At 69.7% G+C, this 16,246-nt stretch carries 13 protein-coding genes; 4 read left to right on the top strand and 9 right to left on the bottom strand.

Features of this window, described 5'->3' with window-relative positions; translation table 11 throughout:
- Positions 1-29 precede the first annotated feature (29 nt).
- Genes ASG48_RS00645 through ASG48_RS18490 form a run of 3 tightly spaced genes read left to right on the top strand, consistent with a single transcriptional unit; the run spans position 30 to position 2,618 of the window.
- On the top strand, positions 30-1,451 hold the full coding sequence (locus ASG48_RS00645) for a cytochrome ubiquinol oxidase subunit I (RefSeq protein ID WP_055843844.1): 1,422 nt from the start codon (positions 30-32) through the stop codon (positions 1,449-1,451).
- A 10-nt stretch (positions 1,452-1,461) separates the two neighbouring features.
- Positions 1,462-2,460 (top strand): cytochrome d ubiquinol oxidase subunit II, encoded by a 999-nt coding sequence (gene cydB / locus ASG48_RS00640; RefSeq protein WP_055843842.1) that lies wholly within the window; start codon positions 1,462-1,464, stop codon positions 2,458-2,460.
- Positions 2,457-2,618, top strand: coding sequence for a hypothetical protein (locus tag ASG48_RS18490; protein ID WP_200939562.1), 162 nt, complete (start codon positions 2,457-2,459; stop codon positions 2,616-2,618). The genes cydB and ASG48_RS18490 overlap by 4 nt, the downstream gene beginning before the upstream one ends.
- A gap of 24 nt (positions 2,619-2,642) precedes the next feature.
- On the opposite strand, the gene ASG48_RS00635 is transcribed toward ASG48_RS18490, so the two are convergent.
- Complete coding sequence (locus ASG48_RS00635) at positions 2,643-4,127, bottom strand: UdgX family uracil-DNA binding protein (RefSeq protein ID WP_055843840.1); 1,485 nt, start codon at positions 4,125-4,127, stop codon at positions 2,643-2,645.
- 174 nt (positions 4,128-4,301) lie between these two features.
- Here ASG48_RS00635 and ASG48_RS00630 point away from each other — a divergent pair, with 174 nt between their 5' ends.
- Positions 4,302-4,547, top strand: a complete 246-nt coding sequence (locus ASG48_RS00630) for a hypothetical protein (protein ID WP_055843838.1) — start codon at positions 4,302-4,304, stop codon at positions 4,545-4,547.
- An 18-nt stretch (positions 4,548-4,565) separates the two neighbouring features.
- Here ASG48_RS00630 and ASG48_RS00625 read toward each other — a convergent pair whose 3' ends face one another.
- The 8 genes from ASG48_RS00625 to ASG48_RS00590 form a co-directional block, all read right to left on the bottom strand.
- Positions 4,566-5,813 (bottom strand): putative DNA modification/repair radical SAM protein, encoded by a 1,248-nt coding sequence (locus ASG48_RS00625; RefSeq protein ID WP_055843836.1) that lies wholly within the window; start codon positions 5,811-5,813, stop codon positions 4,566-4,568.
- 173 nt (positions 5,814-5,986) lie between these two features.
- Positions 5,987-7,492: a tripartite tricarboxylate transporter permease gene (locus tag ASG48_RS00620; RefSeq protein ID WP_055843834.1), complete on the bottom strand. Its 1,506-nt coding sequence runs from the start codon at positions 7,490-7,492 to the stop codon at positions 5,987-5,989.
- Positions 7,493-7,501: 9 nt separating this feature from the next.
- Positions 7,502-7,993, bottom strand: coding sequence for a tripartite tricarboxylate transporter TctB family protein (locus ASG48_RS00615; RefSeq protein ID WP_055843832.1), 492 nt, complete (start codon positions 7,991-7,993; stop codon positions 7,502-7,504).
- 211 nt (positions 7,994-8,204) lie between these two features.
- Positions 8,205-9,176, bottom strand: coding sequence for a tripartite tricarboxylate transporter substrate-binding protein (locus ASG48_RS00610; RefSeq protein ID WP_055843830.1), 972 nt, complete (start codon positions 9,174-9,176; stop codon positions 8,205-8,207).
- Between the two features lie 364 nt (positions 9,177-9,540).
- On the bottom strand, positions 9,541-10,923 hold the full coding sequence (locus tag ASG48_RS00605) for a sigma-54 dependent transcriptional regulator (RefSeq protein WP_055843828.1): 1,383 nt from the start codon (positions 10,921-10,923) through the stop codon (positions 9,541-9,543).
- A complete protein-coding gene (locus ASG48_RS00600; protein WP_055843826.1) occupies positions 10,920-12,764 on the bottom strand; it encodes an ATP-binding protein in 1,845 nt (614 codons plus the stop codon). The genes ASG48_RS00605 and ASG48_RS00600 overlap by 4 nt, the downstream gene beginning before the upstream one ends.
- A gap of 138 nt (positions 12,765-12,902) precedes the next feature.
- A complete protein-coding gene (locus ASG48_RS00595; RefSeq protein ID WP_055843825.1) occupies positions 12,903-13,709 on the bottom strand; it encodes a xanthine dehydrogenase family protein subunit M in 807 nt (268 codons plus the stop codon).
- 115 nt (positions 13,710-13,824) lie between these two features.
- On the bottom strand, positions 13,825-16,170 hold the full coding sequence (locus tag ASG48_RS00590) for a xanthine dehydrogenase family protein molybdopterin-binding subunit (protein WP_055843822.1): 2,346 nt from the start codon (positions 16,168-16,170) through the stop codon (positions 13,825-13,827).
- Positions 16,171-16,246 lie beyond the last annotated feature (76 nt).

Here is a 16,246-nt window from a genome sequence, read left to right as displayed (position 1 = left end):
GCCCACCCGCATCCTGTCAGGGCATGGCCATGTTCGAAGGCTTCGATCCCGTGGTGCTGGCGCGACTCCAGTTCGCCTTCACCGTCTCGTTCCACATCATCTTTCCCGCCTTCTCCATCGGCCTCGCGTCCTATCTCGCGGTGCTGGAAGGGCTGTTCCTGGCGACGGGCAAGGCCGTCTACATGGACGTGTTCCGCTACTGGGTGAAGATCTTCGCCGTCGTCTTCGGCATGGGCGTCGTCTCCGGCATCGTGATGAGCTACCAGTTCGGCACGAACTGGTCGGTCTTCTCCGACAAGACCGGCCCCGTGCTCGGGCCGCTGATGGCCTACGAGGTGCTCTCGGCCTTCTTCCTGGAGGCGGGCTTCCTCGGCATCATGCTGTTCGGGCAGAAGAAGGTCGGCCTGGTGCTGCACTTCCTCGCCACCGCCATCGTGGCGCTCGGCACGTTCTTCTCGGCCTTCTGGATCCTCTCGGTCAATTCCTGGATGCACACGCCCGCGGGCTACGGCATCAACGAGGTCGGCCAGTTCATCCCGCTCGACTGGTGGGCCATCGTCTTCAACCCCTCCTTCCCCTACCGCCTCGTGCACATGGTGCTGGCGGCCTATCTCACCACGGCCTTCATCGTGGGCGCGGTCGGCGCCTTCCATCTCCTGCGCAACCGCCACAACGGTCAGGCGCGGATCATGTTCTCCATGGCGCTGTGGATGGCGACCGTGGTGGCGCCGCTGCAGATCGTGGCGGGCGACATGCACGGCGTGAACACGCTGGAGCACCAGCCCGCCAAGATCGCCGCGATGGAGGGCCATTTCGAGACGAACACCGAGGGGCCGATGCCGCTCACCCTCTTCGGCATTCCCAACATGGCGGAGGGGCGCACCGACTACGCGGTGGAGGTGCCCTATCTCGGCTCGCTCATCCTCACCCATTCGCTCGACGGGCAGGTGAAGGGCCTGAAGGACTTCCCGCGCGAGGACTGGCCGAACGCGACCATCGTCTTCTGGACCTTCCGCCTCATGGTCGGCATCGGCTTCGCCATGCTCGGCATCGGCGTCTGGTCGCTGGTCAAGCGGGTGCGCGGCACGCTCTACGAGAGCCCCTGGCTGAAGCGGGCGATGATCGCCATGGGCCCGATGGGCTTCGTGGCGGTGCTCGCCGGCTGGATCACGACCGAGATCGGGCGCCAGCCCTTCACGGTCTACGGGCTCCTGCGCACGGCCGAGAGCCATTCGCCGATCGCGGCGGCGGCCGTCGGAACGTCGCTCCTGGCCTTCATCGTGGTCTATTTCCTGCTCTTCGGCGCCGGCACGTTCTACATCCTGCGCCTGATGAGCCGCGAGCCGACGCCCTTCGAGGAGCACCGGCCGCCGCACCACCCGATCCGCAGCGCCGGCATCACGCCCGCGCCCGCGCTCAAGCTGTCCGGCCTGCCGGACCCGGCGGAATAGGAGAGACGCGATGGACCTGCCTCTCCTCTGGGCCTTCATCATCGCCTTCGCCGTCATGGCCTATGTGGTGCTCGACGGGTTCGACCTCGGCGTCGGCATCCTCTTCCCGTTCCTCGGCGCGCACGGCCATCGCGACACGGCGATGAACTCCGTCGCGCCGATCTGGGACGGCAACGAGACCTGGCTGATCCTGGGCGGCGGCGGGCTGTTCGCCGTCTTCCCCCTCGCCTACGCGGTCATCATGCCGGCGGTCTACGCGCCCATCATCGCCATGCTCCTGGCGCTGATCTTCCGGGGCGTCGCCTTCGAGTACCGGTTCAAGACGGTGCGCGGGCGCTGGCTGTGGGACGTGTCCTTCTCCTTCGGCTCGATCGTCGCGGCCTTCGCGCAGGGGCTCTGCCTCGGCACGCTGGTGCAGGGGATCGAGGTCTCGAACCGCGCCTATGCCGGCGGCTGGTTCGACTGGCTGACGCCCTTCTCCGCGATGACGGGCGCGGCCCTCGTCGTCGGCTACGCGCTGCTCGGGGCGACCTGGCTGGTGATGAAGACCGAAGGGCCCGTCCAGGAGATCGCGAGGCGGCACGCCTTCGTGGCGGGGGTCGGCACGCTTCTCCTGATGGCGGCGGTCTCGGCCTGGATGCCCTTCCTGCAGCCGGACTTCTACTGGCGCTGGCTGTCCTTCCCGCAGATCCTCCTCGTCGCGCCCGTGCCGCTCGTCACGCTGTTTGCGGCCTACGCGCTTTTCCGGGCGCTGGCGGCCGGACGGCACGTGCGGCCCTTCCTCTGCGCGCAGTCGCTCTTCCTCCTCGCCTATGTCGGGCTCGGCATCACCTTCTTTCCCAACATCATCCCGCCGAGCGTGACGATCTGGGACGCGGCCGCGCCCGACGAGAGCCTGCGCTTCCTGCTCGTGGGCGCCTCGGTGCTGATCCCGGCCATCCTCGTCTATACCGGCTTCGCCTACTGGGTGTTCCGGGGCAAGGTCGCGGACGAGGGCTATCACCATTGAGCCCTGAGGAGACGCCACGCGCGCAGGACCGGGCCGCGCGCGAGGCGCGGGCGAAATCGACGCTCGCCTCGCGGCTCCTGTGGTTCGTCGCCTTCTGGGTGCTCGGCGTCGCCGCGCTCGGCGCCGTCGCCTTCCTCATCCGCAGCGCCATCCTCTGAGGTCGGCGCCCGCGCGGGGCCGCCTCAGGCGGCCGCCTTCAGCTCGGGCAGGAAATCGAGGACGAGGCCCATATCGGCGTTGAAGGCCGCCGTCTCGCGCCGCTGCGCCTCGGGATCGGGCAAGCGCAGGATATAGGCGGGGTGCACGGTGACGAGGAGCTTGGTCGTCTCGTCGAGATCGATAAGCTTCGAGCGCGTGTCGCGGATCGTCACGCTCTTGCCGAGAATGGCGGCGGCGGCCGTGGCGCCCAGCGCCACGAGGAGCTTCGGGCGGATCAGGTCGCGCTCGATCTCGAGCCAGCCGTGACAGGCGCGCACCTCGCCGATATTAGGCTTCATGTGGATGCGCCGCTTGCCGCGCGGCGTGAACTTGAAGTGCTTGACCGAATTGGTGACGTAAGCCCGCTCGCGGTCGACGCCCGCCGCCGCCAGCGCCTGGTCGAAGACCTTGCCGGCCGGGCCGATGAAGGGCTCGCCGGCGATATCCTCCTGGTCGCCCGGCTGCTCGCCGACGAAGATCACCGGCGCGTCCGGCGGGCCCTTGCCGAAGACGGTCTGCGTCGCCGGCTCCCAGAGATCGCAGGCCTTGCAGTGCCGGGCCTGCTCGCGCGCCTCCTCGATCGTCTCGGGGCGCTTGTTGAAGCCGGCGAAGGCCTCGCTCGTTCCGGACCCTGCCCGCACCCGTTCCTCCCCGCGCTCGACCTGCCTCACATGGCGCAAACTCGGCAGGGTGGGCGCGGTTTCCAGCATGCGGCGCGAGGCCGCTTCGGCGCCCGCCACGAGCCCGCCGATGAGCGCGGTCTCGGGCATGTTGTGCCAGTATTTCTTCGGCATCTCCGCCTGCATCGCCTTCACCTTGAGGCGGGCGGGGTTGAAGATCGAGGCGTAGTAGGTGAGCCAGAGCGCCTCCATGTCGTCGTCCTTCGGGCGCATCTCCTTCGAGGCGCCGGGCAGGAAGGTGAGCTCCGCGCCATCCCAATGGGCGGTGCGCTCGGGCGTCATGATCGTCCAGACCATGCCGGGAAAGCGGCGCATGAAGAAGGGCGCGGTGCGCTCGACGATATGGTGGAAGGGCTCGAACCACGCGACGTAGTGCCGGGCGCCGTCCTCGGTCTCCACCTCGCGGAAGCGCACGAAGGCCTTCATCTTGTGGGCGTCGCGCCGCACCGCCTTCTCCATCTCGGCGGCGCGCAGGACATCCGTGTCGGAGGCAACCTGCAGCAGCGACTTCTGCCCCTGCAGGCGCCACAGGAGCTTGTAGGCGAAGGTGAAGCGATCCGCGTCGGCATGGCAGACGAGGCGGGCGGCCAGTTCCATGAAGCTCTTGGGCACGCTCGGCTGCGGCGCCTCGGAAGGGGGCTCCGGCAAGGGCTCGGCGAAGAGGCCGGGCGTCTCGTCGCCGACGGTGAAGGCCATGTCCTGCGGCCTGACGCCCGAGAGGAGCGCCCGCCGCGCGGCGGCGCGCCATCCGTCGAAATCGGCCGGGAAGGACAGGGCGGCGGTGAACATCGTGGCGGATCCCGGCAGTGGCGCGGCCCCTTGGAGGGGTCGGGAGAGAAACGGGCGACGGCCCGGGCGGGTTCGCCCCCGCGCGCGAAAAGGCCGGGATGCCGGGGCAAGGCGACGGGGAGATGCGCGCCGCCGCGCGATCGTGTAGGCTGCGGCCTGCCAGGGAGGCGCGCCATGTCACGGACCGGCGAGAGGACGATCACCGTCCCGGACCTCGAACGAAACGTCCCGGCCGCGCTTCTCAGCGTCTCGGCCGGGCCCCTTCTGGTGACGGAGCACGGCCGGCCGGCTTTCGTGCTCCTCAGCCACGCGGCCTATGTCGCGCTTTGCGGACCCGCCTTCGCCCCGCCCGGCGACGATCTGACGGACGACGCCCTCACCGACAACGGGCGGGCCGAACCCTTCACCCCCGCGCGGTGATGCAAGCCCGGCGGCGGATCAGAACAGCTCCATCTGCGCCGACGCGGCCCTGGTCTTCGGCAGGAAGCGCTGGCGCAGGGCCTCCTCGTCGGTCGTGCCGCCGGGAGACCAGTCGAGGGCGGTGACGAAGGGGCGGACCTTGTCAACCGACTGGCAGAGACGCGCCACGTCGTCGAGCCGAAGCGTGCGGTGGCGCCGCGTCGAGAGGATGCGGTTCACCGCCCGCGTGCCGAAGCCCGGCACGCGCAGGAGCGCCTCGCGGTCGGCGCGATTGACGTCCACGGGAAAGCGGTCGCGGTTCTTAAGCGCCCAGGCGAGCTTGGGATCGATCGCCAGATCCAGCATCCCGTCCGTCCCGCCCGAGACGATCTCGCCGCGCTCGAAACCGTAGAAGCGCATCAGCCAGTCGGCCTGGTAGAGCCGGTGCTCGCGCATCAGCGGGGGCTTTGCGAGGGGCAGGCGCGAGGAGCCGTCGGGGATCGGCGAGAAGGCCGAATAGTAGACCCGCTTCAAGTGGAAGTTGCCGTAGAGGTTCTCCGAGCGCATCAGCACCGCCGCGTCGTCGCTGTCGTCGGCGCCCACGATCATCTGCGTCGACTGGCCGCCCGGCGAGAAGCGGCGCGGCTTGCGGCGGTCCTTCGCCTCGCCCTTGTGCTCCTCGATCTTGGCGCGCAGGTGCCCCATGGAGCGGCGGATGTCGCGCGGGTTCTTCTCGGGGGCGAGCGCCTCCAGCGTCAGGTCGGTCGGCAGTTCGATGTTGATGGACAGGCGGTCGGCGAAGAGGCCGGCCTCCTCGATCAGGGCCGGCGAGGCATCGGGGATGGTCTTCAGATGGATGTAGCCGGCAAAGTTCTCCTCCAGCCGCAGCTTGCGGGCGATGCGCACCATCTCCTCCATCGTGTAGTCGGAGGAGCGGATGATGCCGGAGGAGAGGAACAGGCCCTCGATATAGTTGCGCTTGTAGAACTCCATCGTCAGCGTCACGACCTCCTCCACCGAGAAGCGCGCGCGGGGCACGTTCGAGGAGGAGCGGTTCACGCAGTAGACGCAGTCGTAGACGCAGAAATTCGTCATCAGGATCTTGAGAAGCGAGATGCATCGCCCGTCCGGCGCATAGGCGTGGCAGATGCCCGAACCCTCCGTCGAGCCGATGCCCTTCGTCGCCATGCTGTCGCGCCGCGTGGATCCGGAGGATGCGCAGGACGCGTCGTATTTCGCCGCGTCCGAGAGAATCGCGAGCTTGTCGATGAGCGTGGTCTTGGCCATACGGCCCTTATAGCGTTCACGCCTTGTTCCGGCCAGAGGCATGGTCCGTCGCGACAGCGCCCTGCCTGCGCCCGAGCGCCGCAGGCAGGGCGCCTCGAAGGGGCCGAACGGGAAACGCCGCGACCCTTTCGGGCCGCGGCGTCGATCACGCGGAGAGGATGCGGCCCGGCGGCTCAGTCCTCCTCGACGAAGACCTCGTTGCGCTTGGCGCGGATCGAGGGAAGCGCGGCGGCGACGACGGCGGCAAGGCCCAGCGCCAGGAGCGTGGCGGAGATCGGCCGCGAGACGAAGATCGTCGGATCGCCGCGCGAGATGATCATCGCCCGCCGCAGATGCTCCTCGAGGAGCGGGCCGAGCACGAAGCCGAGAAGCAGCGGCGCCGGCTCGCAGCCGAGGCGGATCAGCACGTAGCCGAGCACGCCGAAGACCGCGATCGCATAGACGTCGAAGGCGTTGTTGTTGATCGAGTAGCAGCCGATGGCGGCGAAGAGCACGATCGCGGGGAAGAGCACGCGGTAGGGGATCGTCAGCATCTTCACCCAGAGCCCGATGAGCGGCAGGTTGAGGATGACGAGGAGCACGTTGCCGATCCACATGGAGGCGATGATGCCCCAGAAGAGCGCCGGCTGCGTGTTGATGACGTTCGGCCCCGGCGTGATGCCCTGCAGGATGAAGGCGCCGACGATGAGCGCCATCACCGGATGGGCGGGGATGCCGAGGGTGAGGAGCGGGATGAAGGAGGTCTGCGCCGCCGCGTTGTTGGCGCTTTCGGGCCCCGCCACGCCCTCGATGGCGCCGTGGCCGAACTCCTTCGGGTTCTTGGAGAGGTTCTTCTCCATCGAATAGGAGGCGAAGGAGGAGAGGACGTGGCCGCCGCCCGGCAGGATGCCGAGCACGGAGCCGAGGCCCGTGCCGCGCAGGACCGGGCCGACGATGCGCTTGAAGTCCGCCTTGGTCAGCCAGAGATTGGTGACCTTCTTGACCATGACCTCGCGGGTCGATTCGTTCTCGAGATTGCGGAAGATCTCGGCCACGCCGAAGACGCCGACGGCGATCGAGACGAAGTTGACGCCCTGGTAGAGCTCGAGCTGGCCCATCGTGAAGCGCGGGGTGCCCGTGTAGATGTCCTGCCCGACGGTGCCCAGCAGCAGGCCGAGCACGATCATCGCCAGCGCCTTCACCACCGAGCCGTGGGCGAGCGAGATGGAGACGAGAAGGCCGAGGACGATCAGCGCGAAATATTCGGGCGCGCCGAACTGCAGCGCGACGCGCGAGAGCGGCGGGGCGGCGACGGCCAGGAGGAGCGTGGCGACGGAGCCGGCGAAGAACGAGCCGAGCGCGGCGGTGGCGAGGGCGGCGCCCGCCCTGCCCTTCTTGGCCATCTGGTAGCCGTCGATGGCCGTCACCGCCGAGGAGCTCTCGCCCGGCAGATTGATGAGGATGGCCGTCGTCGAGCCGCCGTATTGCGCGCCGTAATAGATGCCCGAGAGCATGATGAGCGCGGTGACGGGGGCGAAGGTGAAGGTGATCGGCAGGAGCATGGCGATCGTGGCCGTCGGCCCGATGCCGGGCAGGACGCCGACCAGCGTGCCGAGCAGCACGCCGACGAAGCACCAGAAGAGGTTGGTGACCGTGAAGGCCGTCTCGAAGCCGAGCGCGAGATTGGAGAGAAGGTCCATGACGCCCGCCTAGAAGGAGAAGAGGGGGCCGAAGCTCGGCAGCGTGATGCCGAGACCCAGCTTGAAGACGAGCCAGCACAGGACCGACATGGCGAGCGCGATCATCAGCGCGTCGACGATCCGGTTGTGGACCGAGGCGAGCGAGACGATGGCGGTGCACAGGAAGACGGTCGGCAGAAGGCCGAGGACGCGGCCGAACTCGCCGAAGATCAGGATGGCGAGGCAGACGAGGCCGATGCCCTTCCAGGGAATGGGGGTCGGCTCGATGCGCTCGTGGCTCTTCAGGCCCGAGAGAAGCACGAGGCCGCCGAACAGGGCCAGGAAGACCGCCAGGACCAGCGGCCAGAAGCCCGGCCCCATGCGGAAGGCCGTGCCGATCTGGTAGCGCGACGCCTCGAGCCCGAAGGCGAGCGCCACGAGAATGAAGATCGCGCCGGCGATCATGTCGCGCCGGCTTCGAACGCCGACTTCCGCCGTGCCGTTCGCTATGGGTCCGCTCATTGCACCCCTCCCCTGATGTCGAAAGTCCGGTTGCGGCAGGCGCAACGCCGGCCCGATGGGCCGGCGCTCTGCGTGTCCGCGACGATTCGCGACCGATCGCGATGGGCCCGGAGCGCCCCGTCGATCCCGCAAGGGGCGGCGGGCGCGCTCCGTCTCGTCCGGTGCCGGGGCACCGAAGCGACCGGGCGCAGCCGCCCGGTCGCCGGACGCCTCAGTCGGCGTAGGTGCCGGCGGCCTGGATGATCGGGCGCCAGAGCTCGATCTGCGAGGTCAGTTCGCTCGTGAGGGCTGCCGGGGTCACCTGGTCGGCGGCGACGGGCGTGGTGCCGAGTTCGGCGAAGCGCGCCTTCACGGTCTCGTCGGCAAGCGCCTTCTGCAGCGCGCCCTCGAGCTTGGAGACGACGGCCGCGTCCATGCCGGCCGGGCCGTAGAGGCCGTGCCAGACGCCGATGTCGAGCTTCTCGAGGCCGACTTCCTTGGTGGTCGGCAGATCGGGCAGCGCGGCGACGCGCTCGGGCGTGGTGACGGCATAGGCCTTCACTTCGCCGGCCTTGATCTGGTTCGTCGTGTTGGTCGTCTGGTCGCAGAGGAGATCGACCTGGCCGCCGACGACGTCGGTCATGGCGGGGGCGGCGCCCTGGTAGGGCACGGTGATCATCTGCACGCCGACCGCTTCCTGCAGGAGCATGCCGCACAGATGCGAGGCCGAGCCGATGCCGGCATTGGCGTAGGTGACCTCGGAGCCCTTGGTCTTCAGATACTCGACCAGCGACTTGGCGTCGGTCGGCTCGAAGTCCTTGCGGGCGACGATGGTCATCGGCACCGCGGTGATGAGGCCGATGGGCGAGAAGGCCTTGAGCGGGTCGAAGGCGAGGTTGCGGTAGAGGGTCGGCGCGGTGGACATGCCGATATGGTGCAGGAGCAGCGTGTAGCCGTCCGGATTGGCCTGCGCGACCTGACCGGCGCCCAGCGTGCCGCCGGCGCCGCCGACATTCTGCACGAGCACCTGCTGGCCGAGATCCTTCGACATGACCTGCGCGACGAGGCGGGCGACCGTGTCGGTCGGGCCGCCGGCCGAGAAGGGCACGATCATGGTGATGGGCTGGGTCGGGTAGTCCTGCGCGAGGGCTCCGCCCATCGACATGGCGATGCCGAGCGCTGCAAGGGTCATACGTTTGAGCATGGGTGGCCTCCTCCCGAGGAACGGCATAGCCGTCGATAAAGCGGTCGGCCGGTGGCAGGGCGCTGGAGGGGACAGGAGGAAAGGGGGAGCGGGTCCGTCATGCGGGGGCCGCCGGTCGTCCGGCATCTGCGCCCGCCTTCGCGGCCTCGAACCGAAGCCGCAGCGTCCCACTCGTCCTCCCGGACCGCTTGCAGCGCCTTACGGGTCTCCCAACCCACCGGCACTGCGGGCAGATTGCCCGTCTCGCGGCGGCTCGCGCAATGGGCGCCTTCAGGTCTCCTTCACATTTTCGGCCGACCGAGAGGCGGCTTGAGTGGAAACCGACCCATCCGCCCGTCGCGATGGGCATGTTTCCACCCATCGCTCACGCGTCGGGCGCCCCGCCCTCCTCGCCCGCCTCGTCCTCGCCGAAATCGCGCTTGTCGAGGCCGAACTTCTGCATCTTCTCGTAGAGCGTCTTGCGGGAGATGCCGAGCTGTTCGTAGACCGCCTTGAGGCTGCCGCCGGAGGTGGCGAGCGCGCCGGCGATGAGGGAGCGCTCGTAGTCGGCGACCCTCTCGGCGAGGCGCCGGCCGCTGGCGCCGGCCTCGCGCGTCTCGGCGAGGCCGGCGAAGCCGAGCCCGAGGACGTAGCGCTCGGCCGCGTTGCGCAGCTCGCGCACATTGCCGGGCCAGGGCCGGTTGGCGACGTCGACAAGGACGGACGGGGGCACCGCGACCTCCTCGCGTCCGAGCCGCGCGAAGGCTTCGGAGACGAGCTGCAGGAAGAGGAGCGGCACGTCCTCGCGGCGCTCGGCGAGCGTGGGCACGCGCAGCGTCACCACGTTCAGGCGGTAGAAGAGGTCGGCGCGCAGGCGCCCGGCCGCCACCTCCTGCTGCGGATCGCCCCGGCCCGTCGCCACGAAGCGCAGGTCGACGGGCACGGGACTGTGCGAGCCGACGCGGGTCACCGTGCGGTCCTCGATGACGCGGGCGAGCCGCGCCTGCAGCTCGGACGGCAGCTGCGCCACCTCGTCGAGGAGCACCGTGCCGCCATGGGCCTGCTCGAAGCGCCCGAAGCGGGCGCGCGCGGCGCCCGAGACCGCCCCCGCCTCGTGGCCGAAGAGCTCGCTCTCGGCAAGCCCGGTCGGCAGGGCGGCGCAGTCGACCACCACGAAGGGGCGTGCGGCGCGCGCGCCGATATCGTGGAGGGCGCGGGCCACAACCTCCTTGCCGGTGCCCGTCTCGCCGACGACGAAGACGTCGGCGTCGGCGTCGGCGAGCGCCCGGATGCGGTAGCGCAGATCGACCATGGCCGGGGTGCGCCCCTGCAGCCGCGCCTCGATACTGTCGCGCCGCCCGTCCGCCAGCGTGCGCAGGCGGCGGTTCTCCAGGACGAGCCGGCGCCGGTCGAGCGCGCGCGAGACGACCTCGGCCAGGAGCCGGGGCGGACACGGCTTTTCGATGAAGTCGTAGGCCCCCTCGCGCATGGCCGAGACGGCCAGCGGCGTGTCGGAATGGCCGGTGACGAGGACGACGGGAATGTCGGGATCGATGGCGCGCACGCGGCTCAGGAGCGTCATCCCGTCCATGCCGCCGAGGCGTATGTCGGAGACGACGACGCCGGGAAAGGCGTAGCCGACGAGATCGAGCACGCCCTCGGCGCCGGCGAAGGCGCGCACGGCGAAGCCGGCGAGATCGAGCGCCTGCGTGTAGGACAGGCGCACTTCCTTTTCGTCCTCCACGAGGAGGACCATCGCATCGCTCATTCGGCCGCGCTCCGCATCGGCTCGCGCGCGTTCGTCAGGATGACCGCGAATCGCGCGCCGCCGTCCGGCCCCTTCTCGCACAGGAGCGCGCCGCCGAAATCGCGCGCGATATTGTAGGAGATGGAGAGGCCGAGGCCGAGCCCCTTGCCGACGCCCTTGGTGGTGAAGAAGGGATCGAAGATGCGCGCCGCGATCGCGTCCGGCACGCCCGGGCCGCTGTCGGACACGCAAAGGCGCGTGCGCCCCTCGGCCTCGCGCGCGGCGGTGATGGCGATCGTGCGCCGCGGCGTGCCCTCCACCGCGTCGGCGGCGTTGGAGACGAGATTGACGAGGATCTGCTGCAGGCGCACCGAGACGGCCAGGACCGGCCCGACATCGGGGTCCACATCGACCGCGACCGCAGCGTCCGCCGCCTTCAGGCGCCAGTCGACGATCTCGAGGGCATCCGCGATGACCGTCTCCAGCCGCACCTCCACGAGCTGTTCGTCCGGCCGCCGCGCGAAGGTGCGCAGGTGACGCGAGATCGAGGAGAGGCGGTCGACGAGGCTGGCGATGCGAAGGACGTTCTCGCGCGCCTCGGCGACGCGGCCGCGGTCGAGCAGCACGGCGGCGCTGTCGGCATAGGCGCTGGCGGCGGCGAGCGGCTGGTTGAACTCGTGGCTGAGCGCGGCCGACATCTGCCCGAGCGCGGCGAGCTTGCCGGCCTCCACGAGGTCGGACTGGGTGCGGCGCAGCGTCTCCTCGGTCGCCCGGCGTTCGGCGACCTCCTCGCCGAGCCGGTGGTTGACGACGGCCAGATCCGCCGTGCGCTGGAGCACGCGCCGCTCCAGCTCCTCGTGCGCCTCCGCCCGGATCCGGTCGCGCTCGGCGAGCCGGCGCCTCCTCTGGTGCACGGAGGCGAAGGCGAGCGCGCCGATGCCCGACAGGAACAGCGCCGCCGAGCCGAAGGCGATACCCTGGAGCGCGGCGGGGCGCGTGTCGATGAGGACCTTCACCGTCCAGCCCGCCTCGGGCATGGCCTCGGAAAGGGCGACATAGTCGCGGCTCTCCCCGCTCGTCGGGATGCGCACCCGTTCCAGCCCGTCGCCGTCGCGGCCGAGGCGCATGTCGAGGGGCGCGATGGCGCGCTCGTCGTAGCGGCGCATCTCGCGCGTGCGGGCGAGCGCGGCGGGATGGAGCGGGCCGAAGCCGGAAAAGCGCCATTGCGGATTGCCCGCCATGAAGACGATCCCTTCGGGATCGACGACGAGGATCTCGAACTCGCCGCTCGCCCAGGAGGCCTCCAGCGGATCGAGATCGACCTTGACGACGACGATGCCCTCGATCGCGCCCGCGACGAGGACGGGGGCGGAGAAGTAGTAGCCGCGCTTTCCCGACGTCGTCCCCAGCCCGTAGAACCGCCCGCGTCGTCCTTGCGCCGCCGCCTCGAAATAGGGCCGGTAGCGGAAGTTCTGTCCGACGAAGCTCCAGGCCTCGCCGGCATTGCTGGCGGCCACCGTCTCGCCGGAGGGCAGCATCACGTAGACGTCGGAGGAGGAGAGGAGCGCGTTGACGCGCTTCAGATAGTCGTCGGCCCGCCCGCGCGCCGCCCTGTCGCCGGGATCTGCGAGAAGCGCGTGGACGACGGACTGTTCGGAGATCAGCGTCGGCAGCGAATGGTAGCGCGCGAGCTGGCCGTCGAGCGCGGCCACGGCGAGGCGCAAGGTGCCCTCGCCCGTCGCGACCGACTTCTCGAGCGAGCGCGAGGAGGCGTAGAGGCCGGCGAAGGCCGCCAGCCCGAGCGCCAGGCACAAGGCGAGCGCGGCCAGAAGCGGCAAGGACGGGCGGGCGATGCGGCGCATGCCGGTGCGGGGCCTTTCGAAGGCGTGGAACTCGCCTCCTCTTCTAGACCATGCGGCCACGAAAAAAGAGGGCCGCGCCCGCGCGCGACCCTCGATTTCGTCCGGTGCCCGGCGGGTGAGCCCGCCGCGTCGATGGTCTCAGTGCGACAGCGCCTTGCGCACGGCGCGCTGCGTGACGACGCGGACGAGATTGGCGCGATAGGCCGACGAGCCATGGAGGTCGGAGATCATGTCGCCCTCCCCGATCGACACGTCCTTCAGCGCGTCGGCGCTGAAGTTCGAGGACAAAGCCGCCTCGCCGTCGCTCCAGCGGAAGGCACCGTTGGAGCCGGCGCCGGTGACGCCGACCTTGGCGGTGCCGCCGTCGCGGGCGACGAAGACGCCGCACATGGCGTAGCGCGAGGCCGGATTGCGGAACTTCTCGTAGCCGCAGGCCTCCGGCGCCTCGAAGGACACGCCGGTGACGATCTCGCCCTCCTCCAGCGCGGTCTCGAAGAGGCCGAGGAAGAACTCGTCGGCCGGCACCTGCCGCTTGTCGGTGTGGATCGTGGCGCCGAGCGCAAGGAGCGCCGTCGGATAGTCGGCGGCGGGATCGAAATTGGCGACGGAGCCGCCGATCGTGCCGAGCGTGCGCACGGCCGGGTCGCCGATCACGCTGGCCAGATAATGGAAGCCGGGGCACACGGCGGCGATGCCCTCGTGCGCGGCGATCTCGCCATGGGTCGTGCCGCCCTTGATGGTGATGGAGCGGCCGTTCACCTCGATGCCCTTCATGCCCTCCACGTGGCGCAGGTCCACCAGCATGGTCGGGGCCGCGAGGCGCTGCTTCATGGTCGGGATCAGCGTCATGCCGCCCGCCAGATACTTGGCGTCGCCGTCGCCGCCGGCCACGAAGCCCGCCGCCTCCGAGAGGCTGGTCGGGCGCTTGTACTGGGTCTCGTACATGGGATCGTCCTTCTTGGCGTCTGCCGGGTCGCCCGGGGGGACCGCGCGGCAGGAGGAAGCGTCAGATTCGAAAGAGGCCGGCGCGCCGCGGGAGGCGGCGCGCCGGCGGTCGGACTCAGGCGACCGCGTTGAGCGCGCGCCAGACCTTCTCGGGCGTGGCGGGCATCGACAGGTCGTTGTTGCCGATCGCGTCCGTGATGGCGTTGATGACCGCCGGCGGCGAGCCGATGGCCCCCGCCTCGCCGCAACCCTTCATGCCCAGCGGGTTGGAGGGCGAGAGCGTCTCGGTCGTCGACACCGTGAACATCGGCAGGTTGCCGGCGCGCGGCATGGCGTAGTCCATGTAGGAGGCGGTGACGAGCTGGCCGCTCTCGTCGTAATGGGTGCCTTCCAGGAGCGCCTGGCCGATGCCCTGCGCGAGCCCGCCATGGACCTGGCCGTGCACGATCATCGGGTTGATGACGCGGCCGAAATCGTCCGCCGCCACGAACTGCACCACTTCCACCATGCCGTCGTTGGGGTCGACCTCGACCTCGCAGATGTAGCAGCCGGCCGGGAAGGTGAAGTTCTGCGGATCGTAGAAGGCGCCTTCCTTCAGGCCCGGCTCCATGCCGTCCGGCAGGTTGTGGCCGGTATAGGCGTTGAGGGCCACCTCGTGCCAGAGCAGCTTCTTGTCGGTGCCCGCGACCTTCACCTCGCCGTTCTCGATGACGATGTCGCCCTCGGCGGCCTCCAGGAGATGGGCGGCGATCTTCTTGGCCTTGGCCTCCACCTTGTCGAGCGCCTTGACGATGGCCGACATGCCGACCGCGCCCGAGCGCGAGCCGTAGGTGCCCATGCCGAACTGCACCTTGTCGGTGTCGCCGTGGATCACCTGGACGTTCTCGATCGGCAGACCGAAACGCTCGGCGATGAGCTGGGAGAAGGTCGTCTCGTGGCCCTGGCCGTGGCTGTGCGAGCCGGTGAGGATCTCGATCGTGCCGACCGGATTGACGCGCACCTCTGCCGATTCCCAGAGGCCGACGCCCGCGCCGAGCGAGCCGACCGCCTTGGAGGGCGCGATGCCGCAGGCCTCGATGTAGCAGCTCATGCCCAGACCGCGCAGCTTGCCGCGGCCCTTGGCCTCGGCGCGCCGCGCCTCGAAGCCCTCCACGTCGGCGGCCTTCATGCCGGCCTCGAGACAGGCGTCGAAGTCGCCGGCGTCGTAGCACATGATGACGGGCGTCTGGTGCGGGAAGGAGCGGATGAAGTTCTTGCGGCGCAGGTCGGCCGGCGAGACGCCGAGCTCGCGCGCCGCCGTCTCGATCGTGCGCTCCACGACATAGGTCGCCTCCGGGCGCCCGGCGCCGCGATAGGCGTCCACAGCGACCGTGTTGGTGTAGACGGCCTTCACGTTGGCGTGGATGGCCGGGATATCGTACTGGCCCGAGAGGAGCGTGGCGTAGAGATAGGTCGGGGTCGCCGAGGAGAAGAGCGACATATAGGCGCCGAGATTGGCGACGGTCGCGACCTTCAGGCCGAGGATCTTGTGGTCGGCGTCGAAGGCCATCTCCACCTCGGTCTCATGGTCGCGGCCATGGGCGTCGGTGAGGAAGGCCTCGGTGCGGTCGGACGTCCACTTCACCGGCACGCCGGTCTTCTTGGAGGCCCAGAGGCAGACGATCTCTTCGGGATAGATGTAGATCTTGGAGCCGAAGCCGCCGCCGACGTCGGGGGCGATGATGCGCAGCTTGTGCTCGGGCGCCACGTTGTAGAAGGCGCTCATCACGAGGCGGGCGACATGCGGGTTCTGCGACGTCGTCCAGCAGGTGTAGTGATCCTCGGCCGGATCGTAGTGGCCGAGCGCGGCGCGCGGCTCCATGGCGTTCGGCACGAGGCGGTTGTTGACGATCTTCATCTTCGTCACGTGCGCGGCGCCCTCGAAGGCGGCGTTCGTGGCGGCCTCGTCGCCGAGGTCCCAGTCGAAGATGAGATTGCCCGGCGCTTCCGGATGGAGTTGGGGCGCGCCCTCCTTGAGGGCGTCGACGCCGCGCACCACCGCCGGCAGGACGTCGTAGGAGACCTCGACCGCCTCGGCCGCGTCGCGCGCCTGCGCCTTGGTGTCGGCGACCACGACGGCGACCGCCTGCCCGACATGGCGCACGGTCTCGACCGCGAGCGCCGGCCAGGCGCCCATCTTCATGGGCGTGCCGTCCTTGGAGCTGACCGCCCAGCCGCAGATGAGGTTGCCGATGCCGTCGGCGCGAAGGGCCGCGCCCTCCAGCACGTCGATGACGCCCGGCATGGCCTTGGCCGCCGAGGCGTCGATCCCGGAGATCGTCGCATGGGCGTGCGGCGAGCGCACGAAGGCGGCGTATTTCATGCCCGGCACGGACATGTCGTCGACATAGCGGCCGCGGCCCGTGATGAACCGACGGTCCTCCTTGCGCAGGACGCTCGCCCCGATCCCTTCGACACCCATCTTCAATCCTCCCGAAATCTCGTGAAGCCGGCCGGCGCCCCTCTCCCGGGGGCAGCGCGGCGGCGCTGGAACGAAC

It is taken from the genome of Aurantimonas sp. Leaf443 (assembly GCF_001425575.1).
GTDB lineage: Bacteria > Pseudomonadota > Alphaproteobacteria > Rhizobiales > Rhizobiaceae > Leaf443.
This window is presented reverse-complemented; position numbering and strand designations above follow the sequence as displayed.

Excerpts from the sequence above, each read along its gene's own strand:
- ASG48_RS00610 (WP_055843830.1), bottom strand. The coding sequence starts at position 9,176 with ATGCTCAAACGTATGACCCTTGCAGCGCTCGGCATCGCCATGTCGATG.
- ASG48_RS00605 (WP_055843828.1), bottom strand. The coding sequence starts at position 10,923 with ATGAGCGATGCGATGGTCCTCCTCGTGGAGGACGAAAAGGAAGTGCGC.
- ASG48_RS00625 (WP_055843836.1), bottom strand. The coding sequence starts at position 5,813 with ATGGCCAAGACCACGCTCATCGACAAGCTCGCGATTCTCTCGGACGCG.
- ASG48_RS00590 (WP_055843822.1), bottom strand. The coding sequence starts at position 16,170 with ATGGGTGTCGAAGGGATCGGGGCGAGCGTCCTGCGCAAGGAGGACCGT.
- ASG48_RS00615 (WP_055843832.1), bottom strand. The coding sequence starts at position 7,993 with ATGAGCGGACCCATAGCGAACGGCACGGCGGAAGTCGGCGTTCGAAGC.
- ASG48_RS00645 (WP_055843844.1), top strand. The coding sequence starts at position 30 with ATGTTCGAAGGCTTCGATCCCGTGGTGCTGGCGCGACTCCAGTTCGCC.
- ASG48_RS00635 (WP_055843840.1), bottom strand. The coding sequence starts at position 4,127 with ATGTTCACCGCCGCCCTGTCCTTCCCGGCCGATTTCGACGGATGGCGC.
- cydB (WP_055843842.1), top strand. The coding sequence starts at position 1,462 with ATGGACCTGCCTCTCCTCTGGGCCTTCATCATCGCCTTCGCCGTCATG.
- ASG48_RS00620 (WP_055843834.1), bottom strand. The coding sequence starts at position 7,492 with ATGGACCTTCTCTCCAATCTCGCGCTCGGCTTCGAGACGGCCTTCACG.
- ASG48_RS00595 (WP_055843825.1), bottom strand. The coding sequence starts at position 13,709 with ATGTACGAGACCCAGTACAAGCGCCCGACCAGCCTCTCGGAGGCGGCG.
- ASG48_RS00630 (WP_055843838.1), top strand. The coding sequence starts at position 4,302 with ATGTCACGGACCGGCGAGAGGACGATCACCGTCCCGGACCTCGAACGA.
- ASG48_RS00600 (WP_055843826.1), bottom strand. The coding sequence starts at position 12,764 with ATGCGCCGCATCGCCCGCCCGTCCTTGCCGCTTCTGGCCGCGCTCGCC.